Consider the following 22934-nt stretch of genomic DNA (forward strand, 5'->3'; position numbering starts at 1 on the left):
GGGGTGTGGCGACGGATCGTGGGGGTGTCGCCGGCGGCTTCCGTGCCGGGGCGGCGGGAGTGGTGGGCGGCGGCGAGCAGGCTGTCGCGCAGAAGGGCGGGTGGGGGTTCGGCGACGGACTCGGCCAGGCGGGCGGCGGCTTCCCGCAGCCGCCACACCTCGTCCCCGCAACCCCGGCACGCGAGCAGGTGCTCCTCGAACAGCACCCGCTCGGCGTACGGCAGTGCGTGCACGGCGTAGGCGCCAGAGAGGGTGTGGAGCTCGTCGTTCATTCGTCCACTCCCGGTGTGAGAGGAGGCTCACGCATGTACTTCGGCGGCTCGGGCATGTCGGATGGCCACGGGGGTTGCTCATTTCGTATGGTGTGCGACAATCTCATCGGGTGATGAATTATGGGATGTGTGATCGCCGGCGGTGGACCCGCCGGTGCGATGCTCGCGCTGCTTCTCGCCAGATCAGGCGTTGAGGTGACGCTGCTGGAGAAGCACGCCGACTTCCTGCGCGACTTCCGCGGGGACACCATCCATCCGTCCACGATGGAGGTGCTCGAAGAGCTGGGGCTCGTGACGGAGTTCCTGAAACTCCCGCACAGGAAGGCGTACGGAGCCAGCCTGGCGACCGACGACGGGGACATCAGGGTGGCGAGCCTGCGCAGCCTGCCGACCAAGTACAACTACATCGCGTTCGTGCCGCAATGGGACTTCCTCAAGCTCGTCACGTCGGCCGCCGCGAAGCATCCGAGCTTCCGGCTGCTGATGGAGTCCGAGGCGTACGACCTGATCCGCGAGGGCGGCGCCGTACGCGGGCTGCGCTATCGCGACGGGTCGGGCGAGCACGAGATCCGGGCGGACCTGACCGTGGCCGCCGACGGGCGGCACTCGGTGCTGCGCGAGCGGGCGGGACTCGTGCCCGAGGACCTCGGGGCGCCGATGGACGTGGTGTGGTTCCGGCTGCCCCGGTACGACACCGATCGCGATGACACCTTCCTGCGGATCTCCAGCGGCCGCATGATGGTCGCGATCAACAGGGAGAGTTACTGGCAGCTGGCCTACCTGATCCGCAAGGGCGGCTACGACGACCTGGTCGGCAGCGGCATCGACGCCCTCCGCGAGCCGGTGGCGGAGCTGCTGCCGTGGCTGGCGGACCGGATCGGCCAGCTCCACGGCTACGACGACGTGAGCGTGCTCACCGTCGCGCTCAACCGGCTGCGGCGCTGGCACCGGCCCGGGTTCCTGTGCATCGGGGACGCGGCGCACGCCATGTCGCCGGTGTTCGGGGTGGGGATCAACCTTGCCGTGCAGGACGCGGTGGCCACCGCCAACCTGCTGGCCGCCTCGCTCAGGTCGGGCGCGCCGATCCCCGAGTCCGCCCTGCGCCGGCTCCAGCGGCGGCGGATGTTCCCGACCAGGGTGACGCAGGCGGCGCAGCGGCTGGTGCAGAACCGGGTGATCGACCCGGCGCTGGACCGCCGGCTCGACCCGTCCAAGCTGCCTCGGGACCTGACCAGGATTCCGCTGCTCAGCCGGATACTCCCGCAGTTCATCGGTCGTGGCGTCCGTCCTGAGCACGTCAAAGTGCGGCCGTCGGGGCCCGTCGGCGTATAACTGCCTTCTCACAACGTGGACAAGAGGGTCGGTGGGGCAGAGCCAGTGGAATACCCTCGTATCTCGTGAGCAGCAATCTCGTGGATCTCGATTCCTGGCGAGCCCTCCCCGCGGCGCAGCAGCCAGACTGGCCCGACCGCGGCGAGCTCGACAAGGTCGTCGCCGAGCTCGGCGGCCTGCCCCCACTGGTCTTCGCGGGCGAGTGCGACCAGCTCAAGGAGCAACTGGCCGCCGTCGCCCGCGGCGAGGCGTTCGTCCTGCAGGGCGGCGACTGCGCCGAGACCTTCTCCGGCGCCACCGCCGACAACGTGCGCAACAAGCTCAAGACGCTGCTGCAGATGGCGATCGTGCTGACCTACGCGGCCAAGGTGCCGGTCGTGAAGATCGGCCGGGTCGCCGGGCAGTTCGCCAAGCCGCGCTCCAAGGCCACCGAGATCCGCGACGGTGTCGAGCTGCCCGCCTACCGGGGCGACATGGTCAACGGCTTCGACTTCACCGCCGAGTCACGCAACCCCGACCCGTGGCGGCTGCTCAAGGCCTACCACTCCTCGGCCGTGACGCTCAACCTCGCCCGCGCCTTCACCAAGGGCGGCTACGCCGACCTGCGCCAGGTGCACGCCTGGAACCAGGACTTCGTCGCCGAGTCCCCGGCCGGGCGCCGTTACGAGCAGCTCGCCAGGGAGATCGACCAGGGGCTCGCGTTCATGCGGGCCTGCGGGGCCGATCCCGAGGAGTTCCACACGGTCGAGTTCTACTCCTCCCACGAGGCGCTCATCCTCGACTACGACCGGGCGCTGACCCGCATCGACTCGCGTACGGGCCTGCCCTACGACGTGTCGGCACACATGGTCTGGATCGGTGAGCGCACCCGGCAGCTCGACGGGGCGCACGTCGACTTCTTCGCCAGCATCCGCAACCCGATCGGCGTCAAGCTCGGGCCCTCCACCACGCCCGAGGAGGCGCTCGCGCTGATCGAGCGGCTCAACCCGCGCAACGAGGCGGGGCGGCTCACGTTCATCACCCGCATGGGCTCGGCCCGGATCCGCGAGCTCCTGCCCGCGCTGGTCAAGGAGGTCACCGCCGCCGGAGCGCGGGTGGCCTGGATCTGCGACCCGATGCACGGCAACACCTTCGAGGCGCCCAGCGGGCACAAGACCAGGCGGCTCGACGAGGTGCTGGACGAGGTGGCCGGGTTCTTCGAGGTGCACCGGGCGCTCGGCACGCATCCTGGCGGCATCCACATCGAGTTCACCGGCGACGACGTGACCGAGTGCGTGGGCGGCGGGCACGAGATCGTCGAGGGCGATCTGGCCACCCGCTACGAGACGGCCTGCGACCCCCGGCTCAACCGCAGCCAGTCCCTGGACCTGGCCTTCCGGGTCGCCGAGCTCTACCGCGGCTGACCGGGCCGGTCGGGCGCGGGCCGATCACCACGCCGGTCGGTCGGCGTGGTGATCGAGGTCTCAGATTCGGGCTTACCGAATTCAGGTTGATCCTCAGGTTCCGCCGCTATCATCGCCCTGAATAAGGCGAAATTTGGGAGAAAACCGTGGATAGTGCCCCCGAGGGGGTGGACCCTAACGTCCCCAACGTCGCGAGGATGTACGACTACTATCTCGACGGCAAGGACAACTTCGCGGCGGACCGTGCGGCGGCGGAGCAGATACTCAAGACGTTCCCCGACACCAAGGCGGGCGCCCGGTCCAACCGGGCGTTCCTGCGGCGGGCCGTACGGCATGTGGTGGACGCGGGCGTACGTCAGATCGTGGACCTCGGCGCCGGGCTGCCGACGCAGGGCAACACCCACGAGATCGCTCCCGAGGCGCGCGTCGTGTACGTGGACTACGACTCGGTGGTGTGCGTACACGGCAGGGCGCTGCTGGCCAGGAAGGAGAACGTCGACTTCGTCCAGGCCGACGTGCGGGATCCGGACGCGTTGCTGGACAAGCTCGGCGGGCTGATCGACTTCGACCGGCCGGTGGCGTTCCTGATGCTGGCGATCCTGCACTTCATCCCGGACGACATCGCGTACGGCGCGGTCACCAAGTTGCGTGAGGCGAGCGCGCCGGGCAGCCACCTGGTGCTCAGCCACGCCGTGGACAGCACGCCGGACACGACCCCGCAGGCCCTGGAGATCTACAAGAGGGCCACCGCCGCGCTCAACCTCCGCACCAAGGAGGGGGTCCTGCGCTTCTTCGACGGCTACGAGCTGGCCGAGCCGGGGCTGACCTACCCCAACGGATGGCGTCCCGACGACCCGGACGCCCCGGGGAACGGCATCAACTTCGGCTACGTCGGCGTGGGCCGCAAGCTCTGAGCACGCCGAAGTCCCGCCCGGTCGCGGGCGGGACTTCTGAAGGGCTGAGCCAGAGCTGGGCTCTGAAGGACGGGACTCGGAAGGGCTGGGCTCGCTCCGAACGCGCTCAGTTCTTCCCGGCCTGCTTGAGCTCCTCGCTGAGCTCGGCCCTGATGGCGTCCATGTCGAGCGCCCGGACCTGCCCGATCAGGTCCTCGAGCGCGGGCCCCGGAATGGCGCCGGCCTGGGCGAAGACCACGATGCCGTCACGGATGGCCATGAGCGTCGGGATCGACGTGATGTCGAAGCCCTGCGCGAGCCCCTGCTCGGCGTCCGTGTCGATCTTGCCGAAGGTGATGTCGTCGTGCTTGTCCGACGCCTGCTCGAAGATCGGCCCGAACTTCTTGCACGGCGGGCACCACTCGGCCCAGAAGTCGAGCAGCACGATCCCCTTGTCGGCGATGTCGTTGAAGTTCGTCTCGGTTACTTCGATGGTCGCCACAAGTGGCTCCTCGCTCGTCGTCTCATCTGTGCATCGGGTGTCAACCACGTACCCAACCCCAGCATTCCATGCCGCGCGGCCGGGCGCGGCCCGGAAGCGGCGCACCCGGCGGGGCTCGGCGGCCGCCCGGCCGGCTCAAATCGATGAATCTGGACCGCATATTTCCACATAAAAGTGGATAGACCATAAAATCATCGAACCTTGACACGAGCCCGTGCGGGTATGACCCATTCATGGACTGGGTCACCTGCGCGTTTTCCGCTGCCTGCACCGGAATCGCAAGCCGGCCGTCCGGCTTCTGCCTCGCACATCTGCCTCCCGACCGGCTCCCGGAGGTGCTCGGCGAGATCTCCCCCGGCCGCCTGCTCGACCTGCGCGGCACGACAGTCAACGGCGACCTGCTGTCCAGGGTCCTCGAGGCCACCGGACACAGACTCGGCAGGGCGCGGCTCGACCGCGTCAGGTTCACCGGCGACGTCCGGTTGCCCGGCGTGACGTTCGCGGGCGACGTGTCGCTCGACGGGGCCAGGTTCGACCGGCTGGCCTCGTTCTTCGGCGCCCGCTTCGAGGGCAACGTGTCGCTGGCCGGGGCCAGGTTCGTCCGCGAGCTGTCCTTCCACGGGGTCACCGTGCGCGGCCACGTCTCGCTCGACCACGCCGTGATGTCCCGCGACGCGCTCTTCAGCCAGGCGGTCTTCGGGCACGGGCTGTCGTGCGAGCGGGCCAGGTTCGACGGGTACGCCACCTTCGACGGCGCCAGGCTCGGCGACGGGGCCGCGTTCAGAGGGGCGCGTTTCGGCCGTACCGTGTCCTTTCGCAAGGTCAGCGGGCACGCCGGGTTCGATACGGCGCACTTCGCCGCGGACGCGTACCTGTCGGCCACCGGACGGCTCTCGGCCGCCAGGGCCCGCGCGGACGGGCTCCTGGACGTGACGGTGGCGCGGTGCGGCGTGGACCTGCGCGGGGTGGAGGTGGCGGGGACGACCACGTTGAGGCTCACCGACTCGCAGGCCGACCTGGAGGGCGCGGTGCTGCGCGGGCCCGCCACCGTGACCGGCAGGGGCCTGTCCACGGTGACCTCGCTGCGCCAGGTGGAGGCGGCCGACCTGACGTTGTTCGGGCTGGACCTGTCGGCCTGCAGGTTCGCCGGGCTGGCCCATCCCCACGGGGTGCGGGTCAAGGACTGCACGTTCGCGCTCACCCCGCGCGGCCTGCGGATGAGCCTGCGCTGGCCGATGCTGCGCTGGTTCTCCCGCCGCAGCGCGCTGGCGGACGAGCACAGCCTGCGCGGCTGGGCGTCCCCGGAGGATCCGGGCACCACGCCCGACCGGCTGGCGGCGCTCTACTCCGGGCTGCGCCCGAGCGACCGGGCCACCTCCGCCGACTTCGCCTTCGCCGCCATGGAGATGCGCCGCCAGTCCGGCCACCGGTTCTGGCTGTCCCTGTCGTGGCTCCTGTGCGGGTACGGCATGCGCATGGGCCGGGCGGCGGCCTGGTTCGTCCTGCTGGCGGCGCTCGCGGCGGCCGTCGTGGCGTTGACCTCGGCCTCCCACGCCGCCCGCCAGCCCCAGCACCACCCGGCCGTGCACCGCTGACGGCCGATCAGAGGCTGTCCAGGATCAGAGGCTGTCCACGAGGGCGGCGATGGCGCGGAAGTGGGACGAGCGCCAGCCGCCGCCCATGATCCGGCGGGAGAGCTGCTGCAACTCGTCGTCCGGGTCGAAGCCCTCGTGGTCGAGGAACAGCCGGGTCCCCCGCCCCTCGGCCTCCAGCCGCCAGGTGACGGTCCAGTCGGCCCGCTTGCGATCACTCCAGCTGATCTTCAGCAGCTTCTCCTGCTCGATCTCCAGCACCTCGCAGTAGACGACCCCGTCGAAGCCCACCGCCTTCTTGGGCTCCGTCGTGAACGTGAACCGGTGGCCGATCTCCGCCTTGAAGTCGTTGGGCATGAGCCACCTGGCGACCAGGTCGGGCTCGGTGAGCGCCCGCCAGACCTTCGCGGGCGGGTGCGCGATGAACTGGTCGAGCCTGATCGCGCGCAGGTCCTCAGTCGTCCTGTCGCCGGACGTCGTCATCTTCCTTCTCGCCTTCTGTCTCGTCTGGCAATGTCTGGTGTCGCCCGGTCTCGTCCCGCCCGGTCTCGTCCCGCCCGGTCTCGTCTGGCAAATCGTCGAGCAGGGTCGTGAGGTCGGCGAGGCGCTCCCGCCAGAACCGTTCGTACGGGCTGAGCCAGTCGCGCAGTTCCATGAGCGGCGCCGCCTCCAGCCGGTAGTGCCGCTCCCTGCCCTTGCGGTTCTCGGCCACCAGCCCCGCGTCCCTGAGCACCTTGAGATGCTCCGACACGCTGGGCCTGCTCATGTCGAACCGCTCGGCCAGCCGGCCGGCGGGCTGGGGGCCCTCGTCGAGCAGCAGTCGCAGCAGCTCGCGCCTGGCCGGGCTGGCCAGGGCCGCGAACACGTGGTCGGCCGTCACGTCTGGCTGACCACGAACCCGTTTCCGAACGGATCCCGGAACAGCAGCTGCCGCCCCCACGGCTCGTCGCTCGGTCCCTCGAAGGCGGCGTCGTGCTCCCGCAGCCGCGCGGCCAGCGCGTCGAGGTCGGGCGCGGCCAGCACCAGGCCCCCGATCGGCGGCATCTCGGGGAACCAGGAGGCCAGCAGCAGCGTGGTCGCGGCCCCCTTCGGGGCGACGGTGAGCCAGCGGCCCATCGGGAACGGGTTGTCGGTGCGCACCTCGAAGTCGAGCACGCCGGTGTAGAAGGCCAGCGCCCGCTCCTGGTCGGCGACGGGCAACGTCACGGTGAGAATGGAGGAGATCGGCATGTCGGCCACTATACGTAGGTTTTTCCCTACATATCAACCGCATCCCCTCCGAAATATCGGGGAATTCCCTGAGTGAACCCCTGAGGCCCTCCTCCGTAAACTGGAGATCATGCGGATCGACGACTACGTGACCGAGCTCGACCACGCACTCGCCGGACCGCACGGGCCCAAGCGCGACCTGGTCGTCGAGGCACGTGACAGCCTGATCGACACGGCGGACGCCCTTGAGGCCGACGGGCTCGACCGGGCGGAGGCGGAGCGGGTCGCGGTGGCGGAGTTCGGGGCGGTCGCCGAGGTCGCGCCCGGCTACCAGGCCGAGCTGACCTGCGCCTCCGGCCGGCGGCTCGGCGTCCTGCTGTTCGTCAGCGTCCCGATCACGGTGCTCATGTGGTCGGTGCTCTGGCGGATCTACCCGGCCGGCGACGACGCCTGGCTGCACCAGCCCACGTGGTTCCTGGCGGTCTCGCGGCTGCTCGACGTCGTCCAGCTCTCCACCGGCCTGTACGGCGGGCTCGTGCTGTTCGCGCTGGGCCGGGGCGCCAGGTGGATCCGCCGGCCGCGGCTGCTGACCAGGTCGCTGGGGGTGATCGTGTGGGCCACGCTGCCGATCACCGCCGGGCTCGCCCTGCTGCTTTCGTATGGCGCCGACGAGCCGAACACCCTGGACGCCCTGCCCACCATGCTGGCCAACCTGGTGACCTCGTCCCTGTGGGGGATGCAGATCTACGGCGCGGTCCGCTGCCTGCGCATCACCCGGGCATCGCGTACACACTGACCCCGCGCGCCGATCCGGCGCCGGGCCCTCACCCTGCCGCGCGCGTCTCCGCGCGGAGCACACTGCCGATCACGTTGGTGAACTCGCGCCAGGCCGACCGCTCGCCTTCGAGCTGCTTCCTGCCCGAGTCCGTCAGCCGGTAGGTGCGGCGCTTGCGCCCGCCCACCGTGGCCCACTCGCTGGACAGGTGGCCGATGCGCTCCAGCCTGCGCAGAGCCGGATAGACGGTGCCTGTCGGCACGCTCAGCGCGCCCCCGCTGCGCTCCTGCAGCGCCTCGATGATGGCGTAGCCGTGCAGCGGCTCCCGCTCCAGCACTGAGAGCAGCAGCGCGTCCATGTGTCCGCGAAGCGCATCCGGGTTCATGACCTCGATCTTAGGCAACCGTTCCGTATGTAGCCAGTCTACATGTAGCCTATCTATATGTAGATAGGCACAACAACGGAGTCGTGATGGATGTACTCGACCTGGCACGCACCCAGTTCGCGGTGACGGGGAGTCTGCACTTCCTGTTCGTGGTGCTCACGCTGGGAATGGCGCCGCTGGTGGCGATCATGCACACCCGCTGGGCGATCGCGGGCAGGCCGCTGCACGAGGGGATGACGCGCTTCTGGGGACAGATCTACGTCATCAACTACGCGCTCGGCATCGTGACCGGGCTGGTGATGGAGTTCCAGTTCGGGCTGTCGTGGGGCGGGCTCTCCCACTACGCGGGCGACGTGTTCGGCGCGCCGCTCGCCATCGAGACGCTGGTGGCCTTCTTCCTTGAGTCCACGTTCCTGGGGCTGTGGATCTTCGGCTGGGGCCGGCTGCCCAAGTGGGCGCACCTGGCCTGCATCTGGCTCGTGACGCTGACGGCGTACGCGAGCGCGTTCTTCATCATGGTGGCCAACTCGTTCCTGCAGAACCCGGCGGGCTCGGTGGTCCGCGGCGACCGGCTGGAGCTGGCCGGCTTCGGCGCGCTGCTCTCCAACAAGGCGCTGGTCTTCTCCTTCCCGCACGTCATCGGGGCGGGGCTGCTCACCGGGGGCCTGGTGCTCGCGGGGGCGAGCGCGTACCAGTTGCGGCGGCGTACCGGTGAGGTGGAGTTCTTCACCAGGTCGCTGCGCACCGGCGTGGCGGTGGGCGCGGCCGGCAGCCTGCTCGCCGCGGCGATGGGGTACGCGCAGTTCAGCGTGGTGCAGGAGGGCAAGTTCGAGAACGTGGGGGCAGGGCTGGGGCTCGCACTCATGATGACGGTCGGCGAACTGCTGATGATGGTCATGCTGCTGGTGCTGTTGCCGCTGATCCGGTTCCTGCCGCGGTGGCGGTGGACGTACCCGGTCCTGATCGCGATGACCCCCTTGCCGTTCGTGCTGTCGATCGCCGGCTGGGTGGCCAGGGAGGTCGGGCGGCAGCCGTGGATGATCTGGGAACGGCTGACCGTGGCCGACGCCATGTCGCCGGGGTTGACCTCGGGCATGGTGACGACCTCGCTGATCGGGTTCACGGCCGTGCTGGGACTGCTGGCGGTCGTCGACTACGTGCTCATCGCGCGGGTGGTCAGGCGCGGGCCGCGGAGTCTCGACCTGGGCGCCGACGCGCCCCGTTCGCCCGCGCTGAGCTACTGAGGAGTGCTCGACATGGAAGTGATCTGGTTCGTCGTCTTCGCGGTGCTGCTGGTGGGATATTTCGCTCTGGAGGGCTTCGATCTGGGCGTGGGGCTGCTGCTGCCGGTGCTCGGACGGACGCGGGAGGGCCGTGACCGCATGGTGGCGGCCGTGGCGCCGTTCGTGCTGGCCAACGAGGTGTGGCTGGTCGCGGTCGCCGGGACGCTGTTCGGGGTCTACCCGCTGCTCGAGGGCGAGGTGCTGTTCGGGTTGTACCCCGTGGTGGTGGCCATGCTGCTGAGCTGGGTGCTGCGCGACGCCGGATTGTGGTTCAGGCGCCGGATCGACGGCTCCAGGTGGTGCGGGTTCTGGGACGCGATGATCACGTTCGGGTCGCTGGGGCTGTCGTTCGGCTGGGGCATGGCGCTGTACGCGGCGGCCACCGGCTTCTCCACCTCACCCGTCCACCCGCTCGGGCTGATGCTGGGCGTGGTCGTGACCCTGCTGTTCGCCTTCCACGGATGGACGTTCCTGGCCTGGCGGGCGCCTGGCGCGTTCGGGGCGTCCAGGCCGGGGCGGGCGCTGCTGGTCTCGGGGTTCGCGGCCGCCGTGCCCGTGCTGGGGGTGCTCGCGGGCGGGATGCCGTACCTGCTGGAGCACAGCGCGTCCCCGGCCGCGTTGAATGTGCTCAGTTTCATGGTGCTGCCGTGCGCACCCATCATGCTTGGCGCGCAAATATGGGTATGGCGCACTTTTCATCCGGGAAAGGATGCCGTCCGGCTCCCATCGTTCTTCTGAGGACTCGTGCACAAGGATCTCCTGCGGCTCATGCGGGCCGAGCGGTCGGTGCGCCGCCACCTGACCGTCACCATGGTCGCGGCCGTTCTCGCGGGGCTGCTCGTGCTCGTGCAGGCCGAACTGCTTGCCGGGGTGCTGTCCGGCCGCTTCACCGCCGCCGCCCTCGGCGCTCTCGCGGCCGTGGTGGGCGTACGTGCGCTGCTCGCGTGGACGCAGGGCGTCTTCGCCGGGCGTACCGCGACCGGGGTGAAGTCGGCCCTGCGGCACCGGCTGCTGGCCCGGCTGCGCGAGCTCGGCCCTGGGCGGCTCACCGAGCACCGGTCCGGCGAGCTGGTCACGCTCACCGGGCGGGGGCTGGACGGCCTGGACGCGTACCTCACCGGCTACCTGCCGTCGATCGCGGTGGCCGCGGTGGTGCCGCTGGCCGTACTCGTCCGGCTGTTCGCCGCCGACCTCGGGAGCGCCGTCATCGTGCTGGTCACGCTGCCGCTGATCCCGGTCTTCGGCGCGCTGGTGGGCATGACGACCAAGGCCGTGACCGAACGCCAGTACCGCGCGCTGTCGCGGCTCGGCGGGCACTTCCTCGACGTGGTGCGCGGGCTGCCGACGCTGCGCGCGTTCGGGCGGGCGCGTTACCAGGCCGGCGTCATCCAACAGGTCGCGGACGCGCACAGGAGCGCGACCATGCGGACGTTGCGGGTGGCGTTCCTGTCGTCGCTGGTGCTCGAGCTGTGCGCGTCGCTGTCGCTGGCGCTGGTGGCGGTGCCGATCGGGCTGCGGCTGCTCGGCGGGTCGCTGGACCTGACCACGGCGTTGCTGGTGCTGTTGCTGGCGCCGGAGGCCTATCTGCCGTTGCGGGCCATGGGGACGCGGTTCCACGCCTCGATGGAGGGGGTGGCCGCCGCCGACGCGGCCTTCGCCGTACTGGACGACTCTTCCGACCCGGCACGCCCGGCCACCAGCGCGGACGACGCTCACGCCGGCGGGCGGGAAGTCCGCTCTGAGGCGCCCGAGATCCGGCTGGAGGGCGTCACCGTCCGCTACCCGGGCCGGGACGGCGCCGCGCTGGACGACGTCTCCCTCACCATCGGCCCGCGCGAACGCGTCGCCCTGGTCGGCGAGAGCGGCGGCGGCAAGAGCACGCTGCTCCACCTGATCCTCGGTTTCGTCCAGCCGGCCGAGGGACGGGTGCTCATCGACGGCACGGACCTGCGCGAGCTGGACCTCGGGAGCTGGCGGGCGCGGCTGGCGTTCGTGGCGCAGCGGCCGCACCTGTTCGCCACGTCCGTCGCGGACAACATCCGCCTCGGCGCTCCTTCCGCCTCCCTGGAGGAGGTACGACAGGCCGCCGCCGGCGCGCACGCCGACTTCGTGGCGGACCTGCCGCAGGGGTTCGACACCGTGGTGGGCGAGCGCGGCGCCAACCTGTCGGCCGGTCAGCGGCAGCGGATCGCCCTGGCGCGCGCCTTCTGCCGGCCTGACGCGTCGGTGCTGCTGCTTGACGAGCCCACGGCCCGCCTGGACGGGCGCAGCGAGGCGGCTGTGGTGGCGGGGACCGAGAGGCTGGCCGACGACCGTACGGCCGTCATCGTCGCCCACCGCCCCGCCATGATCGACCTGGCCGACCGCGTCATCCGCATCCACGAGGGCCGCGTCATCTCCGACACCTCGGACACCAACGGCACCGACACCCCTGGCACCACTGGAACCATTCGGACTAACGGCACCACAGGCACCGGCACCTCCGGCACCACTGGCACCACTGGCCCCTCCGGCACCGAAGCCGCCGGCACCACCGCCCCGCCCGGTCAGGACGGCGAGGGCGGGCGTCAGGGGCGGGAGCCGGTCAGGGCGGCGGGACTTGAGTGGGACGAGCGTTGAACCGGCGGATGGGCATGCGACTGCTGTGGGCCGTGCTGGCAGGGGCGGCGGCCGACCTGGCCGGGCTCGGCCTGATCGCCGCCGCCGCGTGGCTGATCACGCGGGCCGCGCAGCAGCCGTCCATGGCCGCGCTCAGCGTGGCGATCGTGGCGACCAGGGCGTTCGCCACCAGCAAGGGCGTCTTCAGGTACGCCGAGCGCCTCACCGGCCATGACGTGGCCCTGCGCGCCCAGGCCGGCACCCGTGAACGCCTCTACCACGCCCTCATCCCGCCCCAGCAGCCGCGCCACGGCGGCGCCGACCTGCTCAGCCGCATGGTGGACGACACCGAGGCCGTACAGGACCTGCTCGTCCGCTGCCTCCTGCCCGCCGCCGCGGCGGCGGTCGCCGGGCTGGCCGCCGTCGTCATCGGGCTGACCATCCTGCCGGTGGCGGCGCTCGCCCTGGTGGCCGGACTGGTGCTGGCCGGGGTGGCGCTCCCCGCCGGTACGGCCGCCGCCGCCCGCCGCTGGTCGGCCAGGATCGCGCCGGCCAGGGCCGCGCTGGCGGGCCGGGTGGCCGACCTGGTGCACGGCTCGGCCGACCTGGCCGCGTACGGCGCGGACGACGAGGCGCTGGCCAAGGCGCTCGCCACCGGCGAATCCCTGGCCGCCCTCGAACGCCGCCAGGCCCGTGTCCACGCCGCCGCCCTGGCCGGGGGCACCCTGGTGCAGGGGTTGACGGTGGCGGCCGTCGTACTGCTCGCTCAGGGCGCGGGGACCGGCTCGGTCGGCACGGCCGTGCTGGCGCTGACCGCGCTGGTGGCGTTCGAGCCCGTCCTGCCCCTGGCGGCGGCCGGTGAACGCATGGCGGGCATCACGGCCGCGCTCAGGCGCCTCCGCGAGGTCCGCTCCACCACTCCCGCCGTCACCGAGCCCACCGCACCGGGCCCCGTACCTGCATCGCCGCTGACCATCGAGATCGCCAACCTGGTGGTACGCCACCCCGGCGCCGCCACACCGCCCACGATCACGGCGCGCGACGGCGCCACGGCCGACGCACCCCCCTCCTCTCTGGGCGCAGATGTGCCGCCGGCGGGACGGGCGGCGTTGGACGGGGTGTCGTTGCGGATCACGCCGGGGAAGCGGGTGGCGGTCGTCGGGCCCAGCGGGGCGGGGAAGAGCACGCTGCTGGCGGCGTTGATGCGGCTGGTGGAGCCCGAGTCCGGAAATATCCGGATCAATGGGGTCGACATCCGGGACCTCTCAGGGGACGACGTACGGACCCTGATGACGGGGCTCACCCAGGACCCGTACATCTTCCGCACCACCCTCCGCGACAATCTGCGCCTAGCCGGCCCGGACGCCGACGAGGAGGCGTTGCGGCGGGCCGTAAGGGAGGCCAGGCTCGACGACTGGGTCGAGCGGACCGGGTGGGACGCCGAGCTGGGCGAGGACGGCAAGACCGTGTCCGGCGGGCAGGCGCAGCGGCTGGCCCTGGCCAGGGCGCTGCTGTACGACCCCCCGGTGCTGCTGCTCGACGAGCCGGCCGAGGCACTCGACGAGGAGACCGCCGACCGGCTGATGAGCGACCTGCTCGACGTGACCGGGGACCGCACCACGGTCCTGGTGACGCACCGCCTCAAGGGCCTGGAGCTGGTCGACGAGATCGTCGTCCTGGACGAGGGCCGGGTCGCCCAGCGCGGGCGTCACGACGAGCTCGTCGCCGCGCCCGGCTACTACCGGGACCTGTGGGAGTCCGAGGTCCTGACCAGAAGGTGAGCATCCCGTAGCGGGTAGCGGTTGAGTTTGCGCGGCAAGTAGGTTTAAATTACAAACCAGTTTGAACCTACGAGGAGTTTGCATGGTCGACGACGAGCGATCCCCCACCCCCGAAGAGGTGCTCCGCGTCATCAAGGAGCAGAACTCGGCCACCGTGAGGTTGCTCGGCGGCAACCCGATGCTGGTCTACGTGCCGTGGGGAGTGGCCTGGCTGCTCGGCTTCACCGCGTACTTCCTGCACCTCGGGCTGAGCGGCGAGCCGTACGCGCCGATCAGTGAGGGGCAGGCGCTCGGCGTGCTCATGGTGGGGCTCATCGTCGCCGGGGCGGTATCCGCGCGGGGGTACGCGCGGAGCAGCAAGCTGGTCCGCGGCGACAGCTCGGCCAGAGGAACGATGTACGGCCTTGCCTTTTTCGCAGGGATGATGCTGATGGCGATCATCGCCGGTCGGATCTCTCCCCATCTGCCTCCCGGCGAGTCGGGCCTGCTCTGGGCGGGCATGTCGATGATGGTGGTCGCGACGCTCTACATGGCGGGCGGCGCGATCTGGCTGAACTGGCCGATGTTCTTCGCCGGCGTCTGGGTCGCCGTCGTCAACGGAGTGGGCGTGGTGCTCGGGGCCGCCTGGCACGCGCTGCTGATGGCCGTCCTGGTGGGCGGGGGTTTCATCGTCTTCGGCCTGTGGCTGAGGCGCCGCGGATGAGCGCGGACCAGGCTCTGCCTGAGCTCGATCCGGTGATCCACGCCCAGGCCAGGCTGCGCGTGATCGCCGCGCTCAACGTCCTCGGCGACGGCGACGAGATGGCGTTCGCCTCGATGAAGGATCTGCTCGGCATGACCGCGGGCAACCTGTCGGTCCATCTGACCAAGCTGGAAGAAGCCGGATACGTCCGGATCACCAAGACGCACAAGGGCCGCACTCCCGTCACGTACGTGGCGATCACCAAACGCGGGCGGCTGGCCTTCGACGAATACACCAAGGCGATTCGCGCCCTGCTGGACAACGCTGGAGGAAACGTATGACGGTCCTCGCGAGAACGATCGAGGCCACCCGCCGCTACGGCGACGTGCTGGCGCTCGACCGCGTCACGCTCGACATCAGGGCGGGCGAGCTGGTGGGGCTGCTCGGCCCCAACGGCGCGGGCAAGTCCACCCTGATCAACCTGTTCGTGGGGCTGCGCCGCCCCACGTCCGGCACGGTCGAGCTGCTCGGCGGCTCACCTCAGGACCCGGCCATGCGCCGCGGCATCGGCATGACGCCGCAGGAGACCGGGCTGCCGGAGTCGTTACGCGTCTCGGAGATCGTCGACGTCGTGTCGGCGCACTTCCCCGAGCGGGCGGACAAGGGCGAACTGCTGGCCAGGTTCGGTCTCGGCGATCTGGCCAGGAGACAGGTGGGCGGCCTGTCCGGCGGCCAGAAGAGGCGGCTGGCGGTGGCGCTGGCGTTCGCGGGCAAGCCGCGGCTGGTCTTCCTCGACGAGCCGACGACCGGCCTGGACGTGGAGGCCAGGCGGGCGTTGTGGGACGGCATCAGGTCCTTCCACGAGGACGGCGGCACGGTCCTGCTCACCAGCCACTACCTTGAGGAGATCGAGGCCCTGGCCCAGCGGGTCGTGGTGGTCGGCCACGGCCAGGTGCTGGCCGACGACACCGTGCGTGCCGTACGCGAGATCGTGGGCGTGCGCCGCGTCTCGCTCGTCGCCGACGACCTGCCCGAACTGCCCGGCGTGCTCGGCACCGAACGCGCGGACGGCCGGATCAGCCTGGTCACCACCGATCCCGACCGGCTGGTCGTGGAGCTGGTGAGGAGCGGCACGCCGTTCTCCGGCCTCGAGATCAGGCCGACCACCCTCGAGGAGGCCTTCCTCGCCATCACCTCGAAGGAGACCGCGCATGTCTAGCCTGGCCCTGGCGCACGCCCGCTATCTCATGATCGAGCAGATCAGGGTCCCCATCAGCCTGGCGGCCAGCAGTCTGCTCCCGGCCATCGCGATGCTCGCGTTCGCGGTGCCGTACGTGGCCGCGGATCCCACGGCCGCCACCAAGTCGGCCGGCGCGCTGATGTTCTTCGGCGCGATGTCCAGCGCGCTGATCGGGCTCAGCATCTCCGTGTCCCAGGATCGCGAGCAGCCGTGGAACCCGTACCTGCGCACGCTGCCCGCGGGGCCGTTCCCGCACTTCGCCGGGCGGATCATGGTGACCGTGGCGGTCATGCTCATCTCGGTGGTGCCGGTGCTCCTGGTCACGGCGGTCTTCACCGAGGCGACGATCACGCCCGCCCGGTTGCTGCTCGCGCTGGGCGCGCTGATCGTGGGCGGGATCCCCATCATGCTGATGGGGATGTTCGTGGGCTTCCTGCTGTCGTCCAAGGCCGCGATCGCGGTGTCGCAGGTCCTGTTCTTCCCGCTGGCGATTCTGGGCGGGCTGCTCATGCCGCCGCAGTTGCTGCCGGACTTCGTCGAGGTCGTCTCGCCGTACGTGCCCACCAGGGGCGCGGCCGAGCTGATCTGGTGGGCGAGCGTGGGGCAGCGCCCGGACACGGTGGCGTTGGTCCTGCTGGCCGCGTGGACCGTGCTCCTCGCCGTCGCCGCGGGCTGGGCCTACCGCCGGGACGAGGGCCGGCGTTTCTCCTGAAAAACTCTTGAAAACGGATCTGAAAATGGGGGGGTGTGCCGCCGAGTCCGCAGCGATCTCGACGGCACACCCGTCCATGAGGGGGTCCTGGTTACTTCATCTCTTCGAGGGTGACGGTGACCTCGGCTTCCGCACCGTCCCTCATATATGTGATCTTGACCTGTTGGCCCGGTTTGAAACCTCTGACCTGCCCAACAACAGTATCTCCCCCGTCAACCGCCTTCCCACCGATCTCGGTGATCAGGTCGCCCTGCCGCATTCCGGCCTTCTCCGCCGGGCTTCCCGGGGTGATCTCCCTGACGAGGGCGCCAGGCACGTCGCCCGTGGCGTCGGTGACGCTCACGCCGAGGTACGCGTGGCTCACCTTGCCGTTGTCGATGAGCTGCTCGGACACGTGCCTGGCGGTGTTGACCGGGATGGCGAAGCCCACGCCGCCGCCGGCCGCCTCCGAGGCGATGGCCGTGTTGATGCCGACCAGTTCGCCCGCGGCGTTCACCAGCGCGCCGCCGGAGTTGCCCGGGTTGATCGAGGCGTCGGTCTGGATGGCGCCGCCGATCGTGGTGCTGGCGCCCTGGCTCTGCGGCTCCTGGCCCCAGCCGGGCGGGAGCTGCTGGCGCGGCTCGTCGCCGGTGGTGAGCGTACGGTCGAGCGCGCTGACGATGCCCGCCGTGACCGATCCGTCCAGGCCGAGCGGGCTCCCGATGGCGAGCACGGCGTCGCCCACCTTGAGCGCGTCGCTGTCGCCCAGCGTGGCCTCGGTCAGCCCGGAGACGCCGTCCGCCCTGATGACGGCGAGGTCGGTGGCCGGGTCGGTGCCGACCACGGTGGCCTTGGCGGTCTTGCCGTCGCTGAACTTGACGGTCATCTGGCCGCCCTGCGACGCGCCCTCGACCACGTGGTTGTTGGTCAGGATGAGACCGTCCTCCGACAGCACCACGCCGGAGCCCTCGCCGGTCTGGCCCTGGATCATCACGACGCTGGGCTGCACCTTGGCCGCGACCTCGGCGACGGTGAGCTGGTTGGAGGCCGACCTGAAGGTGGGGCTCGGCGCGCCGCTCGCGACCGGCTCCGGCTGGAACGAGTTGGCGACGACGGCCCCCACGATGCCGCCTCCGACGGCCATGGCGGCGAGGGCGAGCCCGGCGACGGCCTTGCGTCCCGCTCCTGACAGGCCGGTCCGCTTCGGCGGGGCGGGAGGCGGCGGAGGCGGCGGCTGCTGCTCCATGGCGATGGTGTCCCGTTGGGGGAAGCCCCCGGCCGCCGGCGGCGTGCTACCGAACTGGCTCCACCCGCCGGCGTGCTGCTCGCGAGGCTCGTTCGCGTTCATCTGTCATCTCCCTCAAATCCCGATGACACAAGAGTGGCAAGGATCGCGTAAGAGCACGTTAAGCCCCTGATCCGAGCCGCGCGAAACGGCTCACGCTCAGCGTATTACCGCTGCTGGAAGGGCATCGCCGCCAGCGTGCAACCGCTCGAAAATCCTTCGTGGCGCGCCCACCGCGCTCGCCGCGCACGCCTACCTCTCCGTCTGGTTCAACTGGATGGTCGACGAGGAGGAGCGCACCACGGTGTCCCCCGTGCTCAAGACGGATCGGCCGCGTGTGCCGACGAAGGCGCGCGAGTACGTCACCTTGGAGGAGTTCGGCCGCGTCCTGGAGGTGTGCCGCGGGGCGGATTTCGCCGTAGATCTGCGAGGCCGTCGGCTCCGGATCGTGCTAAAGGGCGGCAACGAGCACTGGGCGCCGGTGGGCGACAAGACGGCCCAGGCGACAGGCCGGGGTCGAGAACTTGCATCCGCACCGCTTCCGGGGGACGTCGGCGCACGAGCTGCTGGCGGCCGGTGCGTCGCCGGATGATGTGAAGCGGATTCTCGGCTGGAAATCTGATTCGATGCTCAGGCATTACACCGAGGAGCTGGGTGATGAGCGGGCGCGGGCGGCTCATGCCAGGTTTTCGCCGGCGGATCGGGTGTAGGTACGAGAAAGCCCGGGACCTCCCCACGACGGCCACCCAGGTGAGCCTGGCCGTGGGCGCCGTGTGCGTGCCCCTGTACCAGGCTGTCGTGTCCACGCTGCAGAGGCGTTGGCCGATCGTCGGCATCCTCCTGGGTAGCACCAAGTCGCCCTCCAACGCGGAGAGCTCGCACCCGGGGCCGCTCACACGGGCCGGGACCTCCGCGGCCTGTAATCCGGCCACGCACGCGAAACCGGCCCCCGTCTCCTCCATCACGGAGGGGGCGGGGGCCGGTTTCGTGCTGTCCGAGGGCCGCTTACCGTGTGCAGCCGCGGGCCGGCTTGATGACGACCTTCCACCACTTCTTCGCGCCGGCCGCGTACTTGTAGCCGTCCTCAAGCGCGGTCTGCACCAGGTAGGTGCCCTTCGCGACCGACTTCCACCCGCCCGGCGTCAGAGGCGTGGTGTTCTCCGTCGCGGCCGTGAACAGCTTGTAGTCCACGCCGCGAACATCCCTCACCTTCACGTGTCCACTGGGGTTGGAGCAGGTCGGCTGCTTGACGACCGGCGCCGCGGGAGTGGCCGGCTTGGCGCAACCCTTCCCGGTGATCTCGCCCACGTCCCCCGACAGGCTGTTGACCCACCGCTCGCACGGGGCCCGGTAGTCCCAGAGCCAATTCCCTGCGGTCACCGTCGCGCCCTGGCCGAAGTACAGGCTCGGCCACGTGCTGGTGGGCGCCGGCATGCCGGGGCAGTCCGTCTCCCGGTTCCCCGAACCGTCCATGTTGCACCGGAAGTTGTAGCCACTGCGCACGCTGGCGGCCGTGGGCTTCGTCGCGGACTTGACCTTGAACTCGAACGTCCCGGTGAACGAGCCATCCACGCGCCCTAACGTGGCACCGCCCTTCGGCGACTTCTTGCCGGCCAGTGTCCGGAACGTTCCCTTGTCGGTCAGCCGGACTTCCCAGTCCATCTTGGTGGGACCGCCGGCGGTGATCCTGACCGTGCGGTCGAAGTCCAGCCGCGCCCACGGACCGTGGCTGCCCGTGTCGTAGTTGCCGGTGACGTGCACCGTGTGGGTCAGCGGGGCCTGAGCGGACGCCGAGTTGGCGGTCGCCACGCTCGCGGCGCTGGCCGCCGCGACGACCGCTACACCCGCGAAAATCTTCTTGAGCATCGAGATTCCTTTCGAGGTCAGCCCCCGGTGGGGCCTAGGTTGGCGCGGCACTGGACCGTCCAGTGAGGCGCGTTCTTGCTGGATGTGGCTGAGGTGACGGGCTATCGGCTGATCGACCAGGCGCCGTCCGCCTCGATCGTGGCGTAGCGGGCGCCGGCGGGCAGCAACACACGCCCCCGATAGTCGCCGATCCCGTTGGAGAGCAGCTTCGAGGTTCTGCCGCGGCTGTCGAGCGCCCACACGATGAAGTTGGACTCGCCGCTGTGGCTCGCCTTGACGATGCCCGCGGCCGAGGTGACCGGGATGCGCACCACGTCGTCGCCCTCGCCGCGGTACGTGGCCGCCGCCGCGGCGTCTGTGGAGGCTTGGGCGGGTGCCGGCGCCGAGATGAGGAACGCTCCAGAGAGCGCGGCCAGGCTGGCGAGAGTGCGCAAAGGGAAACGCATTGCGGCTCCTGTGAGCAGGGATGTGGACGGGGTAGGACGCGCCGCTCTGGGCGCTGGTGCACAGCTGTCGCAGACTGTCACGAAGGTGTCAATCAGGGATGTCAGCCACAGGCCGGCCGCTACCGGCGCACCTCCCCCTTGCCGCGGCAGCGCCGGCACACGAGGATCCTGCGCCACCGCCTGGACTTCGGGCGGCAGCGTTCCGGCCGCGCGGCGCAGCTCGTACGCCACCGCGGCCACGTCGGCAAGGTCCGTCCCGGCGTCGTCGAGGAAGTACGACCGGATCTTGACCGGGTCACTCCCGTCCGCGTCGAGGATGCCGACGCCGCGGTGAGAGCGCGGGATGTCGGACGCGTTGTATCCGGCGCCGGCCGCGCCCTGGCCGAGCACGGCGTTCGACGCAGTCGTGTCGGGGCAGCGCACCGCCCACCGCAGCGAACACACGCCCTTGAGCGGGCCCGGGATCGCGTCCGTGGTCATCCGCTGGGTGGCGAGCACGAGCAGCACCCCGGCGGCCGGACCCCTTGGACGCGATGTCCACCATGGCGGCCACGATCTCCTCCCCCTGCGGCGAGGTGACGTAATACCTGGTCTCGTCCACCACGGTGAGCTCCACGTCCACCCCGACCGCCTGCAGAGCTCGGCGGTGAGCTTGGTAGAAGATCACCGCGAGGAAGGCCATCGCCGGGCTGCGGGATCGCGGCCTGGTCTACACCAGGGCGAACCTCGGGTCGTTCGTCGGCCCCGAACCGGATGATGACGACGAGGATTGAGGACAGCCCGGATCGCCGTCGGTTCCCCTGCCGGAATCTGTGACCTGCGGGGAAGCCAACACCCGACAAGATCGCTAATGGGGCGTTTAATTGTTGTGTATGCGGGTGCGGTCCGTCCTGCTTACACTGTCGTTCGCATGCTGGTCGCGATGCCCTAAGAGCACGTCAAGCCGCCGATTCGGCGCGGCCTTGGTGCCCTGACGGCTGCCTTATCGATCGAGGTGGGAGGGAGGGTCGAGGCGGCGGAAATTGGCGGAGAATTTACCCGCCGACGGGCCGGTACTCGTCCCTCAGCAGGCGCTTGTAGAGCTTGCCCGTCGGGTGGCGGGGCAGCTCCGCGCGGAAGTCGACCGACCTGGGACACTTGTAGTGCGCCAGGTGCTCGCGACAATACTCGATCAGCTCCGCCTCCAGCGCGGGTCCGGCCTCGGCCATCGACACCGGCTCGACCACGGCCTTGACCTGCTCGCCCATCTCCTCGTCCGGCACCCCGAACACCGCCACGTCGGCCACCTTCGGGTGCACCGCCAGCACGTTCTCCGCCTCCTGCGGATAGATGTTCACGCCGCCAGAGATGATCATGTACGAGCGGCGGTCGGTGAGGTAGAGGAAGCCGTCGGCGTCCAGGTAGCCGATGTCGCCCAGCGTGGTCCAGCCCCGGCCGAGCGGGTCCTGCGCCGAGCGGGTCTTGTCCGGGTCGCCATGGTATTCGAAGCGGCCGCCGTTCTCGAAGTAGATCGTGCCGTGCTCGCCGGGCGGCAGGTCGCCGCCGTCCTCGTCGCAGATGTGCACGACGCCGAGCAGAGAGCGGCCGACGGTGCCCTTGTGCTGGAGCCAGTCCTGGGAGTTGACGTAGAGGAAGCCGTTGCCCTCGGTGCCCGCGTAGTACTCGTGGATGATCGGCCCCCACCAGCCGATCATCTGCTCCTTGACGGGTACGGGGCAGGGCGCGGCGGCATGGATCGCATACCCGAGCGACGAAATATCGTACTTTGTCCGGGTTTCTGGTGGCAGCTTGAGCATCTTGATGAACATCGTCGGCACCAGTTGCGAGTGCGTCACCGCGTACCGCTCGACCAGCTCCAGATACTGCTCGGGGTCGAAGCGCTCCATCACCACCACCGTGGCCCCGAGCCGCTGGAACGTCAGGCTGTAACGCAGCGGGGCGGCGTGGTAGAGGGGCGCGGGCGAGAGGTAGACGCTCTCGGCCGACGGCGCGAACAGCGCCTCGATGAGCTTCAGCAGCATGCCGGGCTCGGTGAGCGGCCCGTGCGTCGAGGTCAGTTTGACGCCTTTGGGCCGCCCGGTGGTGCCAGAGGAGTAGAGCATGTCCATACCCAGGCACTCGTCGCCGACCGGGGTGACGGGTTGCGCCGCGACCGCCGCCTCGTACGACTCGAAGCCCTCGGCCGCGCCGTCCAGCATGAGCCGCAGCTCGACCCCCGGTGTGGCGGCGGTGATCGAGGTGGCGACGCCGGCCAGGTCCGCGCTCGAGATGAACACCCGGGCGCCGCAGTTGTTCACGATGTAGGCCAGCTCGTCGGTCCGCAACCGCGAGCTGATCGGCGTGTAGTACAGGCCCGAGCGGTGCGCGGCCCAGGTGACGGCGAGGAAGAGCGGATGGTTGGCGAGCATGAAGGCGATGTGGTCGCCCGGCCGCAGACCGGCCGCCCGGAACACGTGGGCCAGCCGGTTCGACTCCTCGTCCAGCTCGCGGTACGTGATGACCCGCCCGGAGCCCGCCATGATCACAGCGGGCTTGTCTGGGGTGACTGCTGCGATGGCTCCCGGATACATGACCGAACAGTATTCGGTTGGTGGCCACCGCGCCAGCATCGCGAAGCCGCGATCTCCGTTGAGATCGCGGCTCCTGAGCGGGGGTCAGGCGGCGTGGTAGACGCTCTTCACCCCGAGTGGTACGCGGCC

General features: G+C 70.2%; 25 protein-coding genes. 15 read left to right on the forward strand and 10 right to left on the reverse strand.

Going from position 1 to position 22934, the window contains the following annotated elements; genetic code table 11:
* Positions 1-272: zf-HC2 domain-containing protein (locus ITP53_RS33500; protein WP_328816590.1), on the reverse strand; the 272-nt coding region annotated here is incomplete at its 3' end.
* Between the two features lie 120 nt (positions 273-392).
* Between ITP53_RS33500 and ITP53_RS33505 the strand changes: the two genes are divergently transcribed.
* From ITP53_RS33505 to ITP53_RS33515, 3 genes are all read left to right on the forward strand, one after another.
* A complete protein-coding gene (locus ITP53_RS33505; protein WP_195899466.1) occupies positions 393-1604 on the forward strand; it encodes an FAD-dependent oxidoreductase in 1212 nt (403 codons plus the stop codon).
* A gap of 65 nt (positions 1605-1669) precedes the next feature.
* Positions 1670-3007: a class II 3-deoxy-7-phosphoheptulonate synthase gene (locus ITP53_RS33510; RefSeq protein WP_195899467.1), complete on the forward strand. Its 1338-nt coding sequence runs from the start codon at positions 1670-1672 to the stop codon at positions 3005-3007.
* 146 nt (positions 3008-3153) lie between these two features.
* Positions 3154-3921 (forward strand): SAM-dependent methyltransferase, encoded by a 768-nt coding sequence (locus tag ITP53_RS33515; protein ID WP_195899468.1) that lies wholly within the window; start codon positions 3154-3156, stop codon positions 3919-3921.
* A gap of 106 nt (positions 3922-4027) precedes the next feature.
* Here the strand turns inward: ITP53_RS33515 and ITP53_RS33520 are convergent, their stop codons facing one another.
* Positions 4028-4402, reverse strand: coding sequence for a thioredoxin family protein (locus ITP53_RS33520; protein WP_195899469.1), 375 nt, complete (start codon positions 4400-4402; stop codon positions 4028-4030).
* A 233-nt stretch (positions 4403-4635) separates the two neighbouring features.
* On the opposite strand from ITP53_RS33520, the gene ITP53_RS33525 reads away from it, so the two are divergent.
* A complete protein-coding gene (locus tag ITP53_RS33525; protein WP_195899470.1) occupies positions 4636-5997 on the forward strand; it encodes a pentapeptide repeat-containing protein in 1362 nt (453 codons plus the stop codon).
* 24 nt (positions 5998-6021) lie between these two features.
* On the opposite strand, the gene ITP53_RS33530 is transcribed toward ITP53_RS33525, so the two are convergent.
* Genes ITP53_RS33530 through ITP53_RS33540 form a run of 3 tightly spaced genes read right to left on the reverse strand, consistent with a single transcriptional unit; the run spans position 6022 to position 7224 of the window.
* On the reverse strand, positions 6022-6477 hold the full coding sequence (locus ITP53_RS33530; protein WP_195899471.1) for an SRPBCC family protein: 456 nt from the start codon (positions 6475-6477) through the stop codon (positions 6022-6024).
* Positions 6449-6874 carry an ArsR/SmtB family transcription factor gene (locus ITP53_RS33535; protein ID WP_195899472.1) on the reverse strand — a complete coding sequence of 142 codons (426 nt, stop codon included), beginning with the start codon at positions 6872-6874 and terminating at the stop codon, positions 6449-6451. Before ITP53_RS33535 ends, ITP53_RS33530 begins: the two co-directional genes overlap by 29 nt.
* Positions 6871-7224, reverse strand: coding sequence for a VOC family protein (locus tag ITP53_RS33540; RefSeq protein WP_195899473.1), 354 nt, complete (start codon positions 7222-7224; stop codon positions 6871-6873). The genes ITP53_RS33535 and ITP53_RS33540 overlap by 4 nt, the downstream gene beginning before the upstream one ends.
* A gap of 109 nt (positions 7225-7333) precedes the next feature.
* Here ITP53_RS33540 and ITP53_RS33545 point away from each other — a divergent pair, with 109 nt between their 5' ends.
* Entirely contained in the window at positions 7334-7999 is a 666-nt protein-coding gene (locus ITP53_RS33545) for a permease prefix domain 1-containing protein (RefSeq protein WP_195899474.1), read from the forward strand.
* 28 nt (positions 8000-8027) lie between these two features.
* Here the strand turns inward: ITP53_RS33545 and ITP53_RS33550 are convergent, their stop codons facing one another.
* Positions 8028-8363: a helix-turn-helix transcriptional regulator gene (locus tag ITP53_RS33550; RefSeq protein WP_195899475.1), complete on the reverse strand. Its 336-nt coding sequence runs from the start codon at positions 8361-8363 to the stop codon at positions 8028-8030.
* 86 nt (positions 8364-8449) lie between these two features.
* Between ITP53_RS33550 and ITP53_RS33555 the strand changes: the two genes are divergently transcribed.
* From ITP53_RS33555 to ITP53_RS33590, 8 genes are all read left to right on the forward strand, one after another.
* Positions 8450-9607, forward strand: a complete 1158-nt coding sequence (locus ITP53_RS33555; protein WP_195899476.1) for a cytochrome ubiquinol oxidase subunit I — start codon at positions 8450-8452, stop codon at positions 9605-9607.
* Positions 9608-9619: 12 nt separating this feature from the next.
* Positions 9620-10384 (forward strand): cytochrome d ubiquinol oxidase subunit II, encoded by a 765-nt coding sequence (locus ITP53_RS33560; protein WP_195899477.1) that lies wholly within the window; start codon positions 9620-9622, stop codon positions 10382-10384.
* A gap of 6 nt (positions 10385-10390) precedes the next feature.
* Positions 10391-12265: a thiol reductant ABC exporter subunit CydD gene (gene cydD / locus ITP53_RS33565; protein WP_328816598.1), complete on the forward strand. Its 1875-nt coding sequence runs from the start codon at positions 10391-10393 to the stop codon at positions 12263-12265.
* 8 nt (positions 12266-12273) lie between these two features.
* Complete coding sequence (locus tag ITP53_RS33570; RefSeq protein WP_195899493.1) at positions 12274-14025, forward strand: amino acid ABC transporter ATP-binding/permease protein; 1752 nt, start codon at positions 12274-12276, stop codon at positions 14023-14025.
* An 82-nt stretch (positions 14026-14107) separates the two neighbouring features.
* Positions 14108-14728 carry a transporter gene (locus ITP53_RS33575; protein ID WP_195899478.1) on the forward strand — a complete coding sequence of 207 codons (621 nt, stop codon included), beginning with the start codon at positions 14108-14110 and terminating at the stop codon, positions 14726-14728.
* Complete coding sequence (locus ITP53_RS33580) at positions 14725-15048, forward strand: winged helix-turn-helix domain-containing protein (RefSeq protein ID WP_195899479.1); 324 nt, start codon at positions 14725-14727, stop codon at positions 15046-15048. Before ITP53_RS33575 ends, ITP53_RS33580 begins: the two co-directional genes overlap by 4 nt.
* On the forward strand, positions 15045-15926 hold the full coding sequence (locus tag ITP53_RS33585; protein WP_195899480.1) for an ABC transporter ATP-binding protein: 882 nt from the start codon (positions 15045-15047) through the stop codon (positions 15924-15926). Before ITP53_RS33580 ends, ITP53_RS33585 begins: the two co-directional genes overlap by 4 nt.
* The gene (locus tag ITP53_RS33590) at positions 15919-16659 is read left to right on the forward strand and encodes an ABC transporter permease (RefSeq protein WP_195899481.1); all 741 of its coding nucleotides are present in this window, start codon (positions 15919-15921) and stop codon (positions 16657-16659) included. The genes ITP53_RS33585 and ITP53_RS33590 overlap by 8 nt, the downstream gene beginning before the upstream one ends.
* Positions 16660-16750: 91 nt before the next feature.
* Here the strand turns inward: ITP53_RS33590 and ITP53_RS33595 are convergent, their stop codons facing one another.
* The gene (locus tag ITP53_RS33595; protein ID WP_195899482.1) at positions 16751-17986 is read right to left on the reverse strand and encodes a S1C family serine protease; all 1236 of its coding nucleotides are present in this window, start codon (positions 17984-17986) and stop codon (positions 16751-16753) included.
* A gap of 214 nt (positions 17987-18200) precedes the next feature.
* Between ITP53_RS33595 and ITP53_RS33600 the strand changes: the two genes are divergently transcribed.
* Together ITP53_RS33600 and ITP53_RS61345 are read left to right on the forward strand one after the other, a co-directional pair.
* On the forward strand, positions 18201-18515 hold the full coding sequence (locus ITP53_RS33600) for a hypothetical protein (protein WP_195899494.1): 315 nt from the start codon (positions 18201-18203) through the stop codon (positions 18513-18515).
* Positions 18448-18633 carry a tyrosine-type recombinase/integrase gene (locus tag ITP53_RS61345; RefSeq protein WP_195899483.1) on the forward strand — a complete coding sequence of 62 codons (186 nt, stop codon included), beginning with the start codon at positions 18448-18450 and terminating at the stop codon, positions 18631-18633. Before ITP53_RS33600 ends, ITP53_RS61345 begins: the two co-directional genes overlap by 68 nt.
* Before the next feature lie 295 nt (positions 18634-18928).
* On the opposite strand, the gene ITP53_RS33610 is transcribed toward ITP53_RS61345, so the two are convergent.
* The 3 genes from ITP53_RS33610 to ITP53_RS33620 form a co-directional block, all read right to left on the reverse strand.
* On the reverse strand, positions 18929-19789 hold the full coding sequence (locus ITP53_RS33610; RefSeq protein WP_195899484.1) for a hypothetical protein: 861 nt from the start codon (positions 19787-19789) through the stop codon (positions 18929-18931).
* A 101-nt stretch (positions 19790-19890) separates the two neighbouring features.
* Positions 19891-20742 (reverse strand): hypothetical protein, encoded by an 852-nt coding sequence (locus tag ITP53_RS33615; protein ID WP_195899485.1) that lies wholly within the window; start codon positions 20740-20742, stop codon positions 19891-19893.
* 527 nt (positions 20743-21269) lie between these two features.
* The gene (locus ITP53_RS33620; protein WP_195899486.1) at positions 21270-22805 is read right to left on the reverse strand and encodes an AMP-binding protein; all 1536 of its coding nucleotides are present in this window, start codon (positions 22803-22805) and stop codon (positions 21270-21272) included.
* Positions 22806-22934: the final 129 nt, after the last annotated feature.

The organism is Nonomuraea cypriaca, assembly GCF_015645445.1.
Taxonomy (GTDB): Bacteria; Actinomycetota; Actinomycetes; order Streptosporangiales; family Streptosporangiaceae; genus Nonomuraea; species Nonomuraea cypriaca.

Excerpts from the sequence above, each read along its gene's own strand:
- ITP53_RS33505 (WP_195899466.1), top strand. The coding sequence starts at position 393 with ATGGGATGTGTGATCGCCGGCGGTGGACCCGCCGGTGCGATGCTCGCG.
- ITP53_RS33525 (WP_195899470.1), top strand. The coding sequence starts at position 4,636 with ATGGACTGGGTCACCTGCGCGTTTTCCGCTGCCTGCACCGGAATCGCA.
- ITP53_RS33530 (WP_195899471.1), bottom strand. The coding sequence starts at position 6,477 with ATGACGACGTCCGGCGACAGGACGACTGAGGACCTGCGCGCGATCAGG.
- ITP53_RS33540 (WP_195899473.1), bottom strand. The coding sequence starts at position 7,224 with ATGCCGATCTCCTCCATTCTCACCGTGACGTTGCCCGTCGCCGACCAG.
- ITP53_RS33545 (WP_195899474.1), top strand. The coding sequence starts at position 7,334 with ATGCGGATCGACGACTACGTGACCGAGCTCGACCACGCACTCGCCGGA.
- ITP53_RS33550 (WP_195899475.1), bottom strand. The coding sequence starts at position 8,363 with ATGAACCCGGATGCGCTTCGCGGACACATGGACGCGCTGCTGCTCTCA.
- ITP53_RS33555 (WP_195899476.1), top strand. The coding sequence starts at position 8,450 with ATGGATGTACTCGACCTGGCACGCACCCAGTTCGCGGTGACGGGGAGT.
- ITP53_RS33560 (WP_195899477.1), top strand. The coding sequence starts at position 9,620 with ATGGAAGTGATCTGGTTCGTCGTCTTCGCGGTGCTGCTGGTGGGATAT.
- ITP53_RS33570 (WP_195899493.1), top strand. The coding sequence starts at position 12,274 with ATGGGCATGCGACTGCTGTGGGCCGTGCTGGCAGGGGCGGCGGCCGAC.
- ITP53_RS33575 (WP_195899478.1), top strand. The coding sequence starts at position 14,108 with ATGGTCGACGACGAGCGATCCCCCACCCCCGAAGAGGTGCTCCGCGTC.
- ITP53_RS33580 (WP_195899479.1), top strand. The coding sequence starts at position 14,725 with ATGAGCGCGGACCAGGCTCTGCCTGAGCTCGATCCGGTGATCCACGCC.
- ITP53_RS33585 (WP_195899480.1), top strand. The coding sequence starts at position 15,045 with ATGACGGTCCTCGCGAGAACGATCGAGGCCACCCGCCGCTACGGCGAC.
- ITP53_RS33590 (WP_195899481.1), top strand. The coding sequence starts at position 15,919 with ATGTCTAGCCTGGCCCTGGCGCACGCCCGCTATCTCATGATCGAGCAG.
- ITP53_RS33595 (WP_195899482.1), bottom strand. The coding sequence starts at position 17,986 with ATGAACGCGAACGAGCCTCGCGAGCAGCACGCCGGCGGGTGGAGCCAG.
- ITP53_RS33600 (WP_195899494.1), top strand. The coding sequence starts at position 18,201 with ATGGTCGACGAGGAGGAGCGCACCACGGTGTCCCCCGTGCTCAAGACG.
- ITP53_RS33610 (WP_195899484.1), bottom strand. The coding sequence starts at position 19,789 with ATGCTCAAGAAGATTTTCGCGGGTGTAGCGGTCGTCGCGGCGGCCAGC.
- ITP53_RS33620 (WP_195899486.1), bottom strand. The coding sequence starts at position 22,805 with ATGTATCCGGGAGCCATCGCAGCAGTCACCCCAGACAAGCCCGCTGTG.